At 44.2% G+C, this 15,249-nt stretch carries 19 protein-coding genes; 11 read left to right on the top strand and 8 right to left on the bottom strand.

Annotated elements, in window-relative coordinates:
* Positions 1-74 precede the first annotated feature (74 nt).
* The 3 genes from AC570H_RS08425 to AC570H_RS08435 form a co-directional block, all read right to left on the bottom strand.
* A complete protein-coding gene (locus AC570H_RS08425) occupies positions 75-797 on the bottom strand; it encodes a methyltransferase family protein (protein ID WP_497353644.1) in 723 nt (240 codons plus the stop codon).
* Position 798: 1 nt separating this feature from the next.
* Entirely contained in the window at positions 799-1,539 is a 741-nt protein-coding gene (gene cmoA / locus AC570H_RS08430) for a carboxy-S-adenosyl-L-methionine synthase CmoA (protein WP_497353646.1), read from the bottom strand.
* Between the two features lie 330 nt (positions 1,540-1,869).
* The gene (locus tag AC570H_RS08435; RefSeq protein WP_497353648.1) at positions 1,870-2,502 is read right to left on the bottom strand and encodes a GyrI-like domain-containing protein; all 633 of its coding nucleotides are present in this window, start codon (positions 2,500-2,502) and stop codon (positions 1,870-1,872) included.
* Positions 2,503-2,626: 124 nt separating this feature from the next.
* On the opposite strand from AC570H_RS08435, the gene AC570H_RS08440 reads away from it, so the two are divergent.
* The 7 genes from AC570H_RS08440 (at position 2,627) to AC570H_RS08470 (ending at position 9,411) form a co-directional block, all read left to right on the top strand.
* A complete protein-coding gene (locus AC570H_RS08440) occupies positions 2,627-2,998 on the top strand; it encodes a hypothetical protein (RefSeq protein ID WP_497353650.1) in 372 nt (123 codons plus the stop codon).
* A gap of 18 nt (positions 2,999-3,016) precedes the next feature.
* The gene (locus AC570H_RS08445; protein ID WP_497353652.1) at positions 3,017-3,832 is read left to right on the top strand and encodes a hypothetical protein; all 816 of its coding nucleotides are present in this window, start codon (positions 3,017-3,019) and stop codon (positions 3,830-3,832) included.
* Between the two features lie 148 nt (positions 3,833-3,980).
* Complete coding sequence (locus AC570H_RS08450) at positions 3,981-6,383, top strand: ABC transporter permease (RefSeq protein ID WP_497353654.1); 2,403 nt, start codon at positions 3,981-3,983, stop codon at positions 6,381-6,383.
* A gap of 616 nt (positions 6,384-6,999) precedes the next feature.
* Positions 7,000-7,767, top strand: coding sequence for a carboxylesterase family protein (locus tag AC570H_RS08455; RefSeq protein WP_497353656.1), 768 nt, complete (start codon positions 7,000-7,002; stop codon positions 7,765-7,767).
* A 51-nt stretch (positions 7,768-7,818) separates the two neighbouring features.
* A complete protein-coding gene (locus AC570H_RS08460) occupies positions 7,819-8,388 on the top strand; it encodes a peroxiredoxin family protein (RefSeq protein ID WP_497353658.1) in 570 nt (189 codons plus the stop codon).
* 3 nt (positions 8,389-8,391) lie between these two features.
* Positions 8,392-8,697 (top strand): hypothetical protein, encoded by a 306-nt coding sequence (locus tag AC570H_RS08465; RefSeq protein ID WP_497353660.1) that lies wholly within the window; start codon positions 8,392-8,394, stop codon positions 8,695-8,697.
* A gap of 3 nt (positions 8,698-8,700) precedes the next feature.
* A complete protein-coding gene (locus AC570H_RS08470) occupies positions 8,701-9,411 on the top strand; it encodes a DUF2931 family protein (protein ID WP_497353662.1) in 711 nt (236 codons plus the stop codon).
* A 1-nt stretch (position 9,412) separates the two neighbouring features.
* On the opposite strand, the gene AC570H_RS08475 is transcribed toward AC570H_RS08470, so the two are convergent.
* Complete coding sequence (locus tag AC570H_RS08475) at positions 9,413-9,868, bottom strand: NUDIX hydrolase (RefSeq protein WP_497353664.1); 456 nt, start codon at positions 9,866-9,868, stop codon at positions 9,413-9,415.
* Between the two features lie 157 nt (positions 9,869-10,025).
* Positions 10,026-10,217, bottom strand: coding sequence for a cold-shock protein (locus AC570H_RS08480; RefSeq protein ID WP_497353666.1), 192 nt, complete (start codon positions 10,215-10,217; stop codon positions 10,026-10,028).
* Between the two features lie 680 nt (positions 10,218-10,897).
* Here AC570H_RS08480 and AC570H_RS08485 point away from each other — a divergent pair.
* Entirely contained in the window at positions 10,898-11,233 is a 336-nt protein-coding gene (locus AC570H_RS08485; protein WP_497353668.1) for a hypothetical protein, read from the top strand.
* A gap of 106 nt (positions 11,234-11,339) precedes the next feature.
* On the opposite strand, the gene AC570H_RS08490 is transcribed toward AC570H_RS08485, so the two are convergent.
* Positions 11,340-11,768, bottom strand: coding sequence for an SRPBCC family protein (locus AC570H_RS08490; protein ID WP_497353670.1), 429 nt, complete (start codon positions 11,766-11,768; stop codon positions 11,340-11,342).
* A 290-nt stretch (positions 11,769-12,058) separates the two neighbouring features.
* Between AC570H_RS08490 and AC570H_RS08495 the strand changes: the two genes are divergently transcribed.
* Together AC570H_RS08495 and AC570H_RS08500 are read left to right on the top strand one after the other, a co-directional pair.
* Entirely contained in the window at positions 12,059-12,310 is a 252-nt protein-coding gene (locus AC570H_RS08495; RefSeq protein ID WP_497353672.1) for a hypothetical protein, read from the top strand.
* 107 nt (positions 12,311-12,417) lie between these two features.
* On the top strand, positions 12,418-12,777 hold the full coding sequence (locus AC570H_RS08500; RefSeq protein ID WP_497353674.1) for a DUF1801 domain-containing protein: 360 nt from the start codon (positions 12,418-12,420) through the stop codon (positions 12,775-12,777).
* 28 nt (positions 12,778-12,805) lie between these two features.
* On the opposite strand, the gene AC570H_RS08505 is transcribed toward AC570H_RS08500, so the two are convergent.
* Positions 12,806-13,375: a sugar O-acetyltransferase gene (locus tag AC570H_RS08505; RefSeq protein ID WP_497353676.1), complete on the bottom strand. Its 570-nt coding sequence runs from the start codon at positions 13,373-13,375 to the stop codon at positions 12,806-12,808.
* A 249-nt stretch (positions 13,376-13,624) separates the two neighbouring features.
* Between AC570H_RS08505 and AC570H_RS08510 the strand changes: the two genes are divergently transcribed.
* A complete protein-coding gene (locus AC570H_RS08510; RefSeq protein WP_497353678.1) occupies positions 13,625-14,263 on the top strand; it encodes an NAD(P)H-binding protein in 639 nt (212 codons plus the stop codon).
* 96 nt (positions 14,264-14,359) lie between these two features.
* On the opposite strand, the gene AC570H_RS08515 is transcribed toward AC570H_RS08510, so the two are convergent.
* Positions 14,360-15,247: a PorP/SprF family type IX secretion system membrane protein gene (locus AC570H_RS08515; protein WP_497353680.1), complete on the bottom strand. Its 888-nt coding sequence runs from the start codon at positions 15,245-15,247 to the stop codon at positions 14,360-14,362.
* Positions 15,248-15,249 lie beyond the last annotated feature (2 nt).

The following is a 15,249-nucleotide window of genomic DNA, read 5'->3' on the forward strand; positions in this document are numbered from 1 at the left end:
TCATCACTGCGTTCTTCGCAATGACGATTCGCATATGGACTTCTGACTCCGGACTAAAGACTTCCAACTACAAACTAACCCACCCAAGTTCCACTCTTTTTCAGGTAGCGGATCAGCAGGTAATAAACAGCGAGGATAACCGCACCAATCATAGCCAAGGTATTTCTCAGTTCTACATTGCCATTGGTAATTTGCGGATAATAGTACAAGAGGATTACAAAAATGCCCAACAGCCAAATGGTTTGGGTATTGTATTCCTTAATCAGCCAGCGCTTGCCATTAAAGCTCATGCTCGAAATGGTTTGACCTATTCCCTTAAAGTTGATCATCCAACGGCTCACCCTGCTGCAATAGACATCAAACTGAGGGCCGAACTTGCCTCTTAAAAAGTTTTCTTCGGCCAATACAATCGCCTGATAAATAAAAAGGAACAAAGGAATAAAAACCACCAAAAAGAGCAAAGAATTGATCAAAATGCCCACACCCACCAGCATCAGGATGTTGCCTACGTAAAGCGGATTGCGGCAATGGTTAAAAAAACCTTCGGTTACCAGATCGTCGGCATGCACCTTTTTGTCTTTGCCCCCACGCACAATGTATGCGAGGCCAATGGTAATGCCACGAATCAGCTGTCCGATAATGGTAATGCTTAAGCCTATAATTAAAGGGTACAGGTAATAATCGGCGCCCAGGCTGCTCTCGCGAAAAATTTGGGGCGAAGGGATAAACAGCGCCAGGTAGAGAAAGATAAATAAGAAGTTGCGGTATTTGAAAAAGAAATTACCAATTGCGATCATATTAGTTTTTTACGGCGATGAATCCTGAAAAGTTATACCATTTAAAAAAGGTTTCTACATGCTGAAAGCCGGCTTCCTTCAAAATCTTGAAGTTTTCGCTCAGTTTATAGGGAATAAGCACATTTTCCAAGGCTTCGCGTTTTTGAGAAATTTCCATGTCGCTGTATTGGTTGCGTCGCTTGTAATCGTAGTAGTACTTGATAAAATTGCGGTTAAACAAACTGTCTTCGGCCAATATCTTTTCAGAAATGATCAGTACGCCACCCGGTACCAGTCCATCGTAAATCTTTTTCAACAGGCGTTCCCTGTAAATGGGGCGCACAAACTGCAGGGTTAGGCAGAGGATTACAACAGATGCATTTTCAATATGCAGTTCTTCGTGCAGATCGGCCAGTACCAATTCGTAGGCTCGCTCAAATTTGGCTTCCTTTAGCTTGGCATCGCATTTTTTGAGCATTTCGGCCGAGTCGTCTACTCCAATAAATTTAATGTTGGGGTCTACATACGGGTTGAGGCCGATCATGGTTGTTCCGGTAGAACAGCCCAAATCTACCACTTGCGTGTGTGGAATGGCATGTTCTGTGGCCAGCTCAATGATCATGCGCTGTATTTCGTTGTAAAATGGCACCGAGCGCTCTACCATGTCGTCGAATGCGTTGGCTACGGTTGCACCAAATTTAAAGTCTGAAGGTTTTTTGATTTCCTCGCTAAATACTTTATCTACCTGTGGATTCTTGCTCATCTATAGTTAAATCGTTTTTCCAGTTAAATATACTGTCTTATTTGTATTCCCTTTTGTAAGTTATCTGATAGACAAACAGTTGTTAACTATTAGTTTATACTCATCCAACTATTAATTTACATACTTTCGGCGGATTTGACAAATCCATTAGCTAATAGTTTAAAACAGGAAATTGGGTAACCTTAATATTACAGAATGGGCAAGGCGGAAGAGCTTTTTCCAAAAAGAAAGCGGGAACGATCCGAAGACTGTTCCCGCTTATTAAATTAACGCTCTCATATACATAGACGATCCTTTAGGGCAAATATTGTGTTGGCCTTCATTTTTTTTTCAATTAGGCATTTTTACCGGTTCCCTTAAAATGGTTCTCAGCTTTTCTGGAGCCGTGGTATTGAAATTGCTCAGGTATACCTCATGGTGCAGGCCATCGGCCAGCAAGCCGCGTTCCTGTATAAATTGCTGCAGTTTCAAAAGCGTAACAGGTTCGGTTTCAAAGGGGCCCAAATGCATCATCTCTACCACCGTTCTGGGCGGCAGCTGAAACAGGCCTACTGTTTTTACCAATTCCAATCCCTTTTTAGCCATTACCTTCAGCTTGGCCTTGTCAATGTGTCTTTGGCTTACAAAATCGGGCAGGCGGATCAGCATTTGGTAATTCCATTCGCTTCGGGGCACTTTTACAGGCGCCTCTGCCATCGAAAGGTTTTTGAATTTTTGGCTGTCGAAGCTCCAGGTCCCTTCCAGTTTGGGCACTACAAAATCATTGCCCTCGGCCTTGCAGCTAAACTTGATGCTGTAAGCCACGCTGTAGAGCGCCTGCAAAACCGACTGAAAGGCCTGCCCAGAAGGATCGCCCTTACCCGCAATAGCCAAATAGTTACAGGCTTCCAAGCTTTTTAGCTCGGGTTTCGAACCGGCACTATAATAGGATTTATAATGCTTGGTTAATTCTAGTTTTTCCATGATCATTTATTTTAAACCCAAAATAAAAGCAGCCCACTGACAGCCCTATGGCAGTGTAAAATTCTTTTGTTGCGCCAACAAATCCATTGCTTATTTGTTAGCTTTATATTCCAAACCTTCACTCATGCAAAAAGCATTGTATTTACTGTGCATCCTCCTGTTTGCCTCTACGCTGTCGCAAGCGCAAAAAGCATTTGAAATGGTGAGCTATATCGGTAAAATGGGCCGTCAGCCTGTGCAATTGGATCTGGCCGATGGCTATTTGATGGGCAGCGTAATCAAACTAGGCACAGCCAATCAAATCAGCCGTTATTTGCCCGAGCCAGCCACAGAGGGTAAACTGATTTTTCGACCAGAGAAACCTACTTCGCCCATGTCGAGCTTTGAATTGGCCACTACCGACGAAGATCGGCCGGCCCAAAGCATTAAAGTGGTTTTTATTGTAGGCCGGGACCGACAGTACCTCACCTTAAAAAGAATAAGCAATAAAGGATAACACCTCAAAACAGCAATTATGGGCTACGACATCAGCTACCACCCTATCAAAGAACAAGAAATGCACGATTGGTATTTCAATCTCGATTTTGCTCAAATCGCCAACGGAAATTACAGTGCGATAGCATCATTTGTAGCCGAATACCAGATGGAAGAATACGAACAGCTGTATGCCGACGTTTTGGCCGCAGCAGTTAAAATTCAGCCAGATGAGCCTTTCGAAAATTCGCACGGCTACTTTATGGCCGTAGTACAGGGTTTTTTCAAGCCCTATTTTTATACCCGTGGCAGCGGCTTTTCTTTCCTTGTGGCAGATAAGCCCTATTTTAAGGCCTACACCAAGCCTTGGGAAGAGATACTGGCCAAGCCCATTAGCAATCCTATCCGCAATGTGCTGAACCAAAACTATAGTTCTGGGGTTTACCTCCCTCCTGCCAAGGTAAAAGCTTTGTGGGCAGCCTATCAGGCTGGCGGACAGGTAAAGCAGGATCTCGACGAATTTTTCTCCCACGGAAGGATCGCCATCTTTTTAAAGGCATTAGAAACCGCCCAAGCGCAAGAAGACGGCTTATTGGAGGCTACCGAAGTAATTGAGCCCAATCCGCTCGACCTCAAGGATACCAAATGCTATTCTTACCTGCTCAATTGCGATATTGAAGGCGCTTTGCTTTATCAGGAAGCGGCACAAGAACAGTTTAGGGAAATTGAAAGGCAGGAAGGCCTGGCCGAAGGCGAATTTGCGAAAAGGGCAACACGCGAAGTCGTTAACATTCCGCCGCCGCCAGAACCAGAGCCCAAGGAAAAGAAAGGCTTTTTTAAACGGCTTTTCGGCTAAGCCGGATTGTTCATTGGCGCACAGTGTTTTGTCCGAATACGAACAGGGTTAATAAACAGAATATAATTAATCATCTGATAATAAGCCAGATAAACAATATTGCAAAGTTGGCATCAGCTTCGCTATTGGCTAAGCAAATTAAATTGCCATGTTTACACTCAACTTCAAAATAGCTTTACGTAATCTTTGGAAGCACAGGGGTTATGCCACCTTGAACATCATCGGACTTTCTATTGGCTTTACCTGTGCGCTCATTATTTTTCTTTTCATCAACCAATGGCTGAGCGTAGATAATTTTCATCCATTGGCTGAGCGGGTTTTCCGCGTGGTTTCTATTGGACAAAGTAAAGATGGCAAAAGCCCCATGATGGGTGTTCCGGCTCCCATGGCCAATGCCTTGCGTGCCGAGTTTCCGCAATTGGAAAAGGTGGCTAACATTGCGCAGTCGGCAAACGTGGTCGAAGTTCCAGCTGCCAATGGCAAAGCCAAACAGCTTTTTAAAGAATATGGCAGTGCTTTTTATACGGATCCGGAATTTTTCGATATCCTCAATTTTCCATGGATACTGGGCAATCCCAATTCGCTAAAAGCCCCAAACCACATTGCCCTTACCCAAAGCACGGCGCTTAAGTATTTCGGAAGCTGGCAAAATGCCATTGGCAGGAAACTGAAATTAGGTGGCACAGCCGATTTATACGAAGTAACCGGCATTATGAAGGATATCCCGGCCAATTCAGACTTTCCAATTAATTTGGTTATTTCTTATCAGAATTACTATAATGCCACCAGTACCCGTTGGAATTCGGTAAACATTGGGCACAATTGTTATGTATTGGCCAAACCAGGCACCGATATGGCAAGCTTGCAAAGCCAGCTCAGCGCTTTTACCAAGAAATACTACGACCCAAAAGATCCTTTAGCTAATACGCACGAGTTTCAACCCTTCTCGGCCATCCATCTCGACGAGCGCTATGGCACTTTTTCAAGCAAGCACTACAGCAGCGGACAATTGAATGCCCTTCAGATTATTGCCGCCTTTTTATTGCTCATTGCCTGCATCAACTTCATCAACATGGCAACGGCACAGGCCGTAAGCAGGGCTAAAGAGGTGGGTGTTCGAAAAGTATTGGGCAGCAGCCATAAACAGTTGTTGCTGAGGTTTTTGGGCGAAACTTTTATCATTACGCTCATTGCCATGATCTTGGCCTGCATCTTCACCGAGATTTGCCTGCCTTTTGTGAGCAATTTTCTGGATCAGCAAATTTCCTTCAACATCACACAATACCCTATGGTGTTGGTATTTATCATTGGCCTGTGGATCGGCATCAGTGTGTTGGCCGGCACCTATCCTGCCTTAATCGTATCGCGCTTTAATCCGATCAATGCCATCAAAAGCAAGATCAGTACGGGCAAGATGGGCGCTTTCAGCTTAAGAAGTGTGCTGGTGGTAGTACAGTTCAGCGTAACGCTTGTACTCATTATTTCTACCCTCATTGTGGTTAAACAGCTCGATTTCTTTAAAAATAAGCCAATGGGCTTTAATAACAGGGCCATTGTACAGGTAAATATGCCAACAGATAGCCTAAGCAAGTTGCGCTTCGCCGCTTTCAAACAAAAAATATTAAGCCAAACCGGTGTAGAAATGGCCAGCTATGCCTATAATCCACCAAGCACCGCAACAAACAATTACACCAGCTTTTTCCTCAATAATTCGCCACAAAGAGGAGATTTCCTGCTCTGCAACAAACCTGCAGACGAAGATTATTTTAAACTGTTTGGCCTAAAATTGCTTGCCGGAAAAGCCCTGAGCAAAAGCGATACCACCAATGGCTATATCCTAAACGAGACCATGCTGAAAAACCTGCATTTTAGCAAGCCTGAAGATGCCCTAGGCAAAATGTTCCAAATCAACAGAAGAGCCAAGGCCCCTATTATTGGGGTAGTCCAAAACTTTAACAACCTATCCCTGCATGGCGAAATCAGTCCGGTTGTATTCTACACCAGCAAAGAAGAATACGAGAGCTTATTTGTAAAGCTGGCCCCACAACAAATGCAAGCCACCATTAAAGCCATTGGCGAAGATTTTGGTACCTTTTTTCCCGGAGAGTTTTTCGAACCCAGCTTTTACGACCAGTACATTGCCAACTATTACTTGGTAGAAGAAAAAACAGCAACCTTATTGAGCACTTTTACCTCGATCGCCATTTTTATTTCCTGCTTTGGTCTTTTTGCCCTGGTTTCTTTCATAGCCGTACAACGGACCAAAGAAATGGCCATTAGAAAGGTATTGGGCGCCACAACTGCCGAATTGGTGAAACAACTGAACCAATCGTTTATAAAAATGATGCTGATTGCCAATTTGATCGCCTGGCCCTTGGCTTACATCTTTATCAATAAATGGCTAAAGACCTTTGCCTACAAGATTGATTTGCCTTGGCAACCTTTTATCTGGGCCGGATTATCGTCGGTAGTGATTCTGATCCTTACCGTAAGCCTGCGCGCCTACCGGGCCGCTGCTGCTAATCCTATTGAGGCATTGAAGTATGAGTAGCTTTTTTTAGTTGTGAGTTGGAAGTTGCTAGTTGTCAGTTGTTCGTTGTTAGTTGTTAGTTATCAGTTGTAAGTTGTGAGTTGTGAGTTGTTGGTGCTGTTCGTTCAAAGCTTTTCAACATTACAACCTTACAACATTCAAACCTTAAAACTTTTCAACCCTAAAACTTCCCCTGAAATTGTCGGATAGGATTTTTTCTTGAAATATGATGTTCTGCAAAAGAAAAAGCGGGAACCATCCGTAGACGGTTCCCGCTTTCAAATTAACGCTCTCCTACTATAAGACGATGGTTTAGGAGAAATATTGTGCAAGAGGTTTTTTTTCGGTTGTTAGTTCTTCGTTGTTAGTCTGTTATTTATTAGTTGTTAGTGGCACTGGCCAGGTAAATAGCCCAGATTGAAGCGACATCCTTTTTTGTCCCTCATAGCAAAAAAGATACAGCGAAAAGCGGGACCATCTTTAAAATCAGCAAAGGCATTGCGCTCCTGAATATTTAGCTGTTAGTTATTAGTTGTTAGTTGTTAGTTCCTCGTTGTTAGTTTCTAGTTTGTTAGTTAAATCGTTATTGCTACCAAGCAAGCTCATTACTTAAGCTTCTAAAATGTTATTTTTGGAAATGAGGAAACCCTACCTGATTAGTTTATTGCTCCTAGCCTCTTGTTCCTTGCAGTTGAGGGCACAGGAACTACCTGTTTTCGAAAAGGCTGTTTACAGCAACAAGCAAGACACCTTGCCTTATCGCCTGCTTTACCCCCTTGAATATAATCCCAAGCAAAAATATCCATTGCTGCTGTTCTTGCATGGCATGGGCGCCCGGGGCAACGACAACCAGAAACAGATCAATAACCTGCCCAAGGCCTTGTTAGATGCCAAGGGCCGACAACACTACAACTGTTTTGTTTTGGTTCCGCAGTGCCCTAGCAATGATGTTTGGGTAAAATTTCCGCAGTTTCCAAATAGCCTAGCGGCAACTGCCCAAGCCACCAAAAGCGCGGGCGCCACCCTTGCCTTATTAGCCGAGTTGCAGCAACAATTGCCCATAGACCGCAAAAGGATTTATGTGATGGGCAATTCTATGGGTGGCGAGGGCACATTCGATTTCCTGACCCGAAAGCCCAAACTCTTTGCAGCAGCCATCCCCATTTGTGCCGTAGCCGATACCGCAAAGGCCAAATTGATTTACCGTACGCCTGTTTGGGCATTTCATGGCGACCAAGATGATGTAAACGACGTAAAATATACCCGGATAATGATTGCCGCGATTAAAAAACAGGGTGGCAAACCCAAATACACCGAATATCCCGGCGTTAAGCACAACAGTTGGGATAAGGCCTATGCCGAAAAGGATTTGTTTGAATGGCTGTTTGCCCAATCAAAACCTTAAAAGGCTAAACTCTTTTGGCTTTTTAACTGTTATACCCATAAACCCTCATTAATGCGCAAAACTTACCTCCCCCTCCTCGCCTTATTAAGTAGCCTCTGGCTTTGCTGCCAATCTGGAACTGCTCCAAAGGAAGCCCAAAAGCCTGCCGAAAAGGCAAAACCCAAAGTAGATTTAATGGTTGGAAGCACGGCCACCGCCTTTAGTGCCAAAACAATTGATGGCACCGTGTTTAACACGACGGCCAATGCCGGCAAATACTGGGTTATTTTTGTATACGACAAAAGCTACCTCAAACCCCGAAGCGATTACAACCTGCCGGCAGAGCTGAATGCCACCTATGAAAAATTCAAGGACGACGTGGCCTTTATTGGCATCATTAACGGGCATCTTGAAGATGAAAAGGAATTGAAAAACCTATTGGCCACGGCCCAGCTCAAATTTAAACAGATAGACAATACCGAATCATTTAAGCGCGAAGCGCAGCTAAACGACAACATTTTTTGTACGCCGGCCAAATTGCTCATCGATCCGAAAGGGAAAGTACTGTACAACGGCTGTGGCGGTGGCAGCGATTACATCGACTTTAAGCTAGACAGCCTTAAACGCCATCAAAAATTATAGCCTATGGAAACGCAACAAGAAATACAAAAGCAAAAAAACAGCTACATTTCCATCCTGCTGATTGTGATGAACCTGATCCTCTTGGCCATTTTTGTAAGTATCGGCTATGCTAGCGAAGACGAATCGGCGGCTCGGCTGCTTTGGCTAATTGCAGGGCTGGTGGTTTTATTGGGTGGCTATGCCTTTAGCTATCACGGCAAGGGCTACCGCTTGGGAAAATGGCTTTTTGCCATCGCTCTGCTTATTGGTTTGGGCTATTTTGGTCTGTTGTGGTACGTTACTGCCTTGGGCAAGGGCTTTTCACACTAAGCCATGAAATGGAACCTGATCAATAAAGTCTACCTTGTTTTGGCCATTGCCGGGCTGATTGCCATTGGCTTCAGGCTATTTAGCTACAAGAGCTGGGACCGCTATTATTATTTTTCTAGCGCCAGTACGCCGCAAAACTACCCCATCGTTATTCGCGAATGTCATTTTGTATTGCCCAATAGTGATGACGATGCCTATTTCAATACCGAAGACATCAATCAGTTTACTTCGGTTTGGGGCCGAGACTATTATTTTGCCGAAGTACGCGAACCGCAGCGTTTGCCTAAGCAACTGGTAATACAATACGTAGGCTACCGCGACAAGCGTTTTTACAAAGCCAGCCTCGATTTGCCTGTCGACAAAATAAGGGCCTGCTTTAAAGAAGCCCAAAAAAGTGGGGAGCTGGAAGAGCTGTATAGCCCAGGGATGCATCAAAACGGCCTTAAATTTCATTTAGGCATTGCCGAAAACGGCAACATCATTCTTTGGCTTCGGGGCAAAAACATGGAAAGAGTGATTTTAAAAGCCCAGATCATGCCTTTTGAACCCAGCAGAGCCGAAACCTATTATGAAAAGCCTTTGCCTAAAGAAGTCTATTTTAAAAAGGTATTTGAAGCCCTGCCCGACAGCATGCGCCTCCAGCTTGAAAAAGGGCTGGCGGCCAAAACCAATTACATCGATAGTCCTACGCACTACCTAGACCTGCAACAATAGCTTATGCCTGCTGTTCGATCAGGCGCAGCAAAAAATCCAATTGCGCCGGATTGATCTTGGCTTGCGCTTCGGCCAAACTAAACCAATCGCCCCGGTCTACTTCGGCAAAACTGGCCATCTTGCCCGAACGCGGGGGCCATTCGATGGTAAAGGTATTGCTGGTTAATTGGGCAGGATCAAATTCAAGCGGCACGGCAAAGCCATGAACGAGTTTGCCACCCTTTTGTTTAATGCTGCCTAAAGGAATAAAATCGCCACTTGGCGTATGGCCCACTTCTTCGGCAAACTCGCGAATGGCAGTTTGCAACAGGCCTTCGCCCTTTTCGATAAGGCCTTTGGGTATGGTCCACACCCCTTCGTCTTTTTTGGCAAAGAACGGTCCGCCGGGATGAACGAGAAAGAACTCGATTCCCCCTTTGCCTTTTCTATAGCCTAAAATTCCTGCGCTTTCTTGCATGGCTCAAGTTAAGAAATCTTTTAGTTTTTAAGTAGCCCAACAACCAGAGGCGTTTAAGGTGCTGGATAGTACCAATGGGATGGATGGAAAATAAAAGGCAAAAAAAAGCATCCACCTTTTACGATGGATGCGTTTACCAATTTATGAAGGATTCTAATTAGCTGATCTTAACATTAATTGCGTTTAGGCCTTTTTTGCCTTGCTCTACGTCATAGCTTACGGTATCGTTCTCACGAACGTTATCTAATAGGCCTGAAACATGAACAAAAATTTCGGCGTCACCATTTGAGGGTACGATAAATCCAAAACCTTTTGTCTCATTGAAAAATTTTACTGTTCCTTGTTGCATTATATTTTATTTAAATTATGCTCAAAGGTAACATAATTTATTGATAGTCAAATTATTATTATTTTAAGCCTAGTTTATTTCTTCAATTAGGCCAAGGGCTTTGCTACAAATAATGGGTTTAAAACAAATGGGGCTATGATCAGGGCCAAAATAGCCGTTTTAAAAAAAACACAAATTTCTTCAGCAGCTAAGCTGGTTTTAGTAGATTTGCCTATCAAAACAATAAATCAACTATGGGACCACAATCAACAGACGGCCTAATTTTACTTGTAACTTTGGCCAGTATATGCGCAATTATCTTAATCACTGCTTTCTCTTTAACGTTTTTTGCCAAAAGAGATACCAGCGATAAAGCACATCATTAAAAAAAAGCCCCAATCATTGGGGCTTTTTTTTCGTCCCCTATTGTCCCTTGGCCGTTTGCCTTAATGGTAGAGCTACATCGCTTTGGCATGGCTCCTTTTGCCTATTTATTGGAACTAGATGCGCAGTATGTCAGCTCGTAAACAAACCATAAGCTGGCCGTTTTAACGTTATAAATTCTTTCAACCTACAGGTTTTCAGCAATCAACAATTTAAAATTGTTATTTTTTTTCATAATTACTTTGAAATGCAAAGTACTTTTATTTAACTTTGAATTACAAAGCACTTCTTAAAACAAGACATTAAAATAAAAGACCATGACACAGACAACTCATGCAAACCCACAGGCGCAAAAAACATCGCTCAGCAAAACCATGCTTATCGGCGCCGCCGTTGGCTTAATCTTAATTAGCCTTTTTGTATTTGGGGTTAACCATCCCAGACCAGAATGGGGCGAGTATTGGCGAATTAAGCCCTTAATTGTAACCCCTATCGTAGTGGCATTTGGCGGTGCCTTTTACTACTTTATGAGCCAGTTCTTTTATTTGGGAGGCTGGAAAAAAGCAGTACTCATCGCCATCACCGTTATGGGCTGCTTCATTGCCATTTGGATGGGTACGGTTTTGGGCCTGGCAGGCACCTTGTGGAACTAAGCACAGCAGCTACCCCCATTAATAAAAATCCCCGCTGCCATTAGCGGGGATTTTTGTTTGTTTTGATCAAGTATAGACTAAAGATCTTTTAGGCGAAGGACCCCTGTCAGAATTTACGCTGCTGGTAGGGCGTACCTTGCCCCTCTTCACAATAGCTTTTGAGGCTGAGCAGGAACATGGCCCAATTGTAATTGCACCACCTGTAAAATTCGGTCAGTTCGCGCCAATCGAAATGTTTGAGCACCACTGCCGTTACGCCATCTTTCTCTGTCAGGTCGAAAGAGATACCTGTTCCAACCCACTCCGGGTCGGTTGCGATACATTCCCACAATATCCTTTGATTTGGAGATAGTTCCAGCACTTTCATTTTTGTGCCATAGTTATCGCCAAAATCGAACTCATTAACGAAGCCCAGTTCTGGTTTAACGATCAGGGCTTCCGTCCAAACGGCGCCAAGGCCCTCTTGTGTGGTTAATGCCTGGTAAACTTTGGCAATGGGCGATTTGATGTAATTGATGTGTTCTATTTTTTCCATGTTCATTTAGGGATGAGTTGCAAGCACAAAGCTAACAAGTTTGACAATTAGCCTTATGGGCATATTGGACAAGCTAGAGGGGCAAATCAGCCAATGAATAAATTTTCAATCTCAGCAATAAGTAGCTTGTTCATTCTACCCCTTTAAGGGCCATCAAAAACCGCCAACGAACAGCTGGATAATTTGCATATATTAAATGGAAGCATTAGTTTAGGTACCATTAACGCCCAGCTTTTCTCTTGGTTTGGTTTTGAGGAAAAAACCAAACCATTTAAACCGGAATATTAGCCATGACACCCAAAAACCTACAGGAATTAACAGACCAGGAATTGTTGCAACTAGCGAAAAAAAAGAAATCAACCGCTGTAATTAATGCGATACTGATTGGTTTTTTGATCGGAATCGTCTTTTACAGCGTGATGAAAAACAGCTTGGGATGGTTTACGCTTATTCCTTTGTTTCTGGCCTATAAAATGGCGAACAATGCCAAATATGATGGGCAGGAACTAGAAAATCTCTTGAAAGAACGGGGGCTCAAGTAAACAAGAGCCACGATAGCCGCAATCAGCCCTTTAGTTTGTCGTTTCTGCATCTGTCTTCCTCCAAAAAGATGTTGATCTTTGTGAGGAACAAACCACACTAAATTACGATGAGCAATACAAAGAAAGTAGACGAATTCATGGCCAAGCTGGATCATCCGCTGAAAGCCGAAATGGACGCAGTAAGGTTGATGATTACCGGTGCCGATCCCAAAATAGCAGAAGATGTAAAATGGGGCGGCCCAAGCTTCTTTTACAAGGAAGACCTGGCCACCTTCAATCCCAGGATCAAAAACTATGTTGCCGTGATCTTTCATAAGGGAGAGCTGCTCAATATCAAATCCGACTTTTTGGAAGAGGCCAGCAAGGGAAAGGTGTACGCCAAGTTCTATTCGATGGACCAGGTGATCGCGCACAAAGCACTTATCGAAAAAATGGTGAAGACTTGGATCGAACTGATGGATAAATAGGCGTTGCTGCAACAACAGCACCTCGCTTTTACTCCTCTTCGCCGATAAGTCGAATAATACGGGCAGGGTTGCCGCCAACAACAGTGTTTGGCGGTACATCCTTGGTAACTACGGCGCCTGCTGCCACCACTGAATTTTCGCCAAGGGTTACACCGCCTATCACGATTGCTCCGGCAGCAATCCAGACATTTCTTTCGATCACGATGGGTTTGCCGATGGTAACGCCCCTTCGCTGCGAAGGAGCAATGGGATGGCCGGTTGTGATCAGGCTTACATTTGGCCCAATCATTACCTCATCGCCTATTTCAAGGCCACCGAGATCGTAAAACGTACAGTTCTGGTTTACAAAGACGTTGCGTCCTACCCTTATTTCGTCGCCACCAGCGGTGTAAAATGGCGGAATCAGTATAAATCCTTTATCAACTTCTTTTTTGATGAGTTCGCTAAACAGCGACCTGATTTCATCACCATCGCTAAAGGTTAGCCTGTTTAGCTTGGCCGTAAGCTCCATTGCCCGTTTGGTATTTGCCACCATCGCCGCCGATTCCGTTGTTCCTCTATTGATAACCTTCGAATGTTTGTCGTTCTTCTCTTTCATGGGCGCTTAAGGGCTCGGGATTTGCTGTTTTGGATACTCTATTGTGTGCCGGGCGATTTTTGCAAAGCCAAGCCAGGCAAAGGTCTGTTTAAAATCTTGCTTTTCATAATACCTATGGTCCATAAATGGATAAAATTGACCATACAAATAGCCCAGGCTAAGGCAAGCGATCATGCATTGGTCTTTAGCGTAGCTCAGCACATCCCTCTCCCGCTTTAAGATTTATTTAGGTATTTTAGAGGAAAAAATATGAAAGCGCTGATCATTGGAGCTACCGGAGCCACCGGCAAAGACCTCGTCCATGTCCTGTTGCAGGACCCCTACTATACCAAAGTAGTTATATTTGTACGCCACCCTACCGGAATAAGCAATTCCAAACTCTCAGAAATCCTAACCGATTTTGACCAGTTGGAGAAAGTATCCGAATACATTAATGGAGAGGTATTGTTTTCCTGCCTCGGTACTACCCTGAAAGCAGCTGGTTCTAAAGAAAAGCAAAGGCATATCGATTATGAAATTCCCCTAAAATTTGCGGAGATCGCCAAAAGCAATGGTGTTTCCAAAACCGTTTTGCTGTCTGCTTATGGGGCGGCTGCCACCAGCAGCGTATTTTACTCCAGGTTAAAGGGAGAACTGGAAGATGAAATGGCCAAACTCGGTTTCGCCCAGTGCATCCTGTTTAGGCCGAGCTTATTGCTGAGGGAAAATTCAGACCGGCTGGGCGAACGCCTATCGGCAGGCCTGCTGGGCTTTTTGAACGGCATTGGAATTGCCCGAAAATTTAGGCCTTTGCCTACCGCCGTATTGGCTACAAAAATTGCCAAGGCAACCCAAATTTTTCCCGAAGGGCTGCACCTGATCAAGCTTGACGAAATCTTTAAATTATAAGCCTGATGAAATAGGTCCCGCTACCGGTTTGAGGCAAATGCTAGGCTAAAAAAAAGGACCGCTTTCGCGGTCCCTTTTCTATTTTAAATTAGGCATTTACCTGTTTTTTCCGAATTTTACCCTCAGGTAAAGCTCAAAGGTACCATTGGTATAGCTGCTGAGCTGAGAGGTATTGGAAGTGTACAAGCCACTGATCAGGTATTTCTTCTTGTAGTCCATCCCTATGCCGAATGTGGCGTTTTCGGTGCTGTGGTAAATGGCCGATAGCAGGATCTGCTGGTCGAGCACTGCAACCTGTGCACCTGCATCCCAAATGTCCTTATAGCCTTCTACCATTCGGTAAGCCACCAAAGGCTCTACCTGTTCGCCGTTAGGGTTGGCATTCAATGGAATTTTATAGCTCACCAAAGAATAGAACCTGGAAATATCCGCTACTTTCGAATCATCCCTCTTGAACAGCTTGTTCAGGTTTGGCAAGGATGCGCTTACCGTTAAACGATCGTTGGTAAAAGCTACCCCAAACTCTCCATCAATATAGGTTTCGCGGTCGTTGTACTGCCCTACCAATACATCGTTGGGGTTGCCATTGATGTCGGAAGTACTCAAACGCTCGTTGGTGAAGCCCAAGGATACCCCAAAATTCAGCTTGTTTTTTTCGCTGAGGGGCAAGTGGTAGGCATAGCTGGCCAATACCTTGGTTTGGCGCTGCAGGCCGGCCTTATCATTGTACACATTCAGGCCTAACCCAGAACGCTGGAAGCCATAATCCAGGGTAATGGCCTGGGTTACCGGAGCACCGGGAATATTGTTCCACATGCTCCTGTAGCCTACATTCAGGTTTACGCCCTGCTCAAATCCGGCAAAGGCCGAATTGGTCTGGTAGCGGTTGTAATAGTACTGTGACGACAAAGGATCTAATTGAGCCTTGCTGCTTAGGGCACAGCAAAGGAGCCCTAAAACTGTTAAAATATGTTGTTTTTTCATTG

It is taken from the genome of Pedobacter sp. B4419, from assembly GCF_059693725.1.

What these genes read in the sequence shown, in the direction of transcription:
- AC570H_RS08510 (WP_497353678.1), top strand. Translation starts at nt 13,625, where the DNA reads ATGAAAGCGCTGATCATTGGAGCTACCGGAGCCACCGGCAAAGACCTC.
- AC570H_RS08465 (WP_497353660.1), top strand. Translation starts at nt 8,392, where the DNA reads ATGGAAACGCAACAAGAAATACAAAAGCAAAAAAACAGCTACATTTCC.
- AC570H_RS08455 (WP_497353656.1), top strand. Translation starts at nt 7,000, where the DNA reads ATGAGGAAACCCTACCTGATTAGTTTATTGCTCCTAGCCTCTTGTTCC.
- AC570H_RS08460 (WP_497353658.1), top strand. Translation starts at nt 7,819, where the DNA reads ATGCGCAAAACTTACCTCCCCCTCCTCGCCTTATTAAGTAGCCTCTGG.
- AC570H_RS08450 (WP_497353654.1), top strand. Translation starts at nt 3,981, where the DNA reads ATGTTTACACTCAACTTCAAAATAGCTTTACGTAATCTTTGGAAGCAC.
- AC570H_RS08440 (WP_497353650.1), top strand. Translation starts at nt 2,627, where the DNA reads ATGCAAAAAGCATTGTATTTACTGTGCATCCTCCTGTTTGCCTCTACG.
- AC570H_RS08480 (WP_497353666.1), bottom strand. Translation starts at nt 10,217, where the DNA reads ATGCAACAAGGAACAGTAAAATTTTTCAATGAGACAAAAGGTTTTGGA.
- AC570H_RS08490 (WP_497353670.1), bottom strand. Translation starts at nt 11,768, where the DNA reads ATGGAAAAAATAGAACACATCAATTACATCAAATCGCCCATTGCCAAA.
- cmoA (WP_497353646.1), bottom strand. Translation starts at nt 1,539, where the DNA reads ATGAGCAAGAATCCACAGGTAGATAAAGTATTTAGCGAGGAAATCAAA.
- AC570H_RS08445 (WP_497353652.1), top strand. Translation starts at nt 3,017, where the DNA reads ATGGGCTACGACATCAGCTACCACCCTATCAAAGAACAAGAAATGCAC.
- AC570H_RS08515 (WP_497353680.1), bottom strand. Translation starts at nt 15,247, where the DNA reads ATGAAAAAACAACATATTTTAACAGTTTTAGGGCTCCTTTGCTGTGCC.
- AC570H_RS08500 (WP_497353674.1), top strand. Translation starts at nt 12,418, where the DNA reads ATGAGCAATACAAAGAAAGTAGACGAATTCATGGCCAAGCTGGATCAT.
- AC570H_RS08495 (WP_497353672.1), top strand. Translation starts at nt 12,059, where the DNA reads ATGACACCCAAAAACCTACAGGAATTAACAGACCAGGAATTGTTGCAA.
- AC570H_RS08425 (WP_497353644.1), bottom strand. Translation starts at nt 797, where the DNA reads ATGATCGCAATTGGTAATTTCTTTTTCAAATACCGCAACTTCTTATTT.
- AC570H_RS08470 (WP_497353662.1), top strand. Translation starts at nt 8,701, where the DNA reads ATGAAATGGAACCTGATCAATAAAGTCTACCTTGTTTTGGCCATTGCC.
- AC570H_RS08485 (WP_497353668.1), top strand. Translation starts at nt 10,898, where the DNA reads ATGACACAGACAACTCATGCAAACCCACAGGCGCAAAAAACATCGCTC.
- AC570H_RS08505 (WP_497353676.1), bottom strand. Translation starts at nt 13,375, where the DNA reads ATGAAAGAGAAGAACGACAAACATTCGAAGGTTATCAATAGAGGAACA.
- AC570H_RS08435 (WP_497353648.1), bottom strand. Translation starts at nt 2,502, where the DNA reads ATGGAAAAACTAGAATTAACCAAGCATTATAAATCCTATTATAGTGCC.
- AC570H_RS08475 (WP_497353664.1), bottom strand. Translation starts at nt 9,868, where the DNA reads ATGCAAGAAAGCGCAGGAATTTTAGGCTATAGAAAAGGCAAAGGGGGA.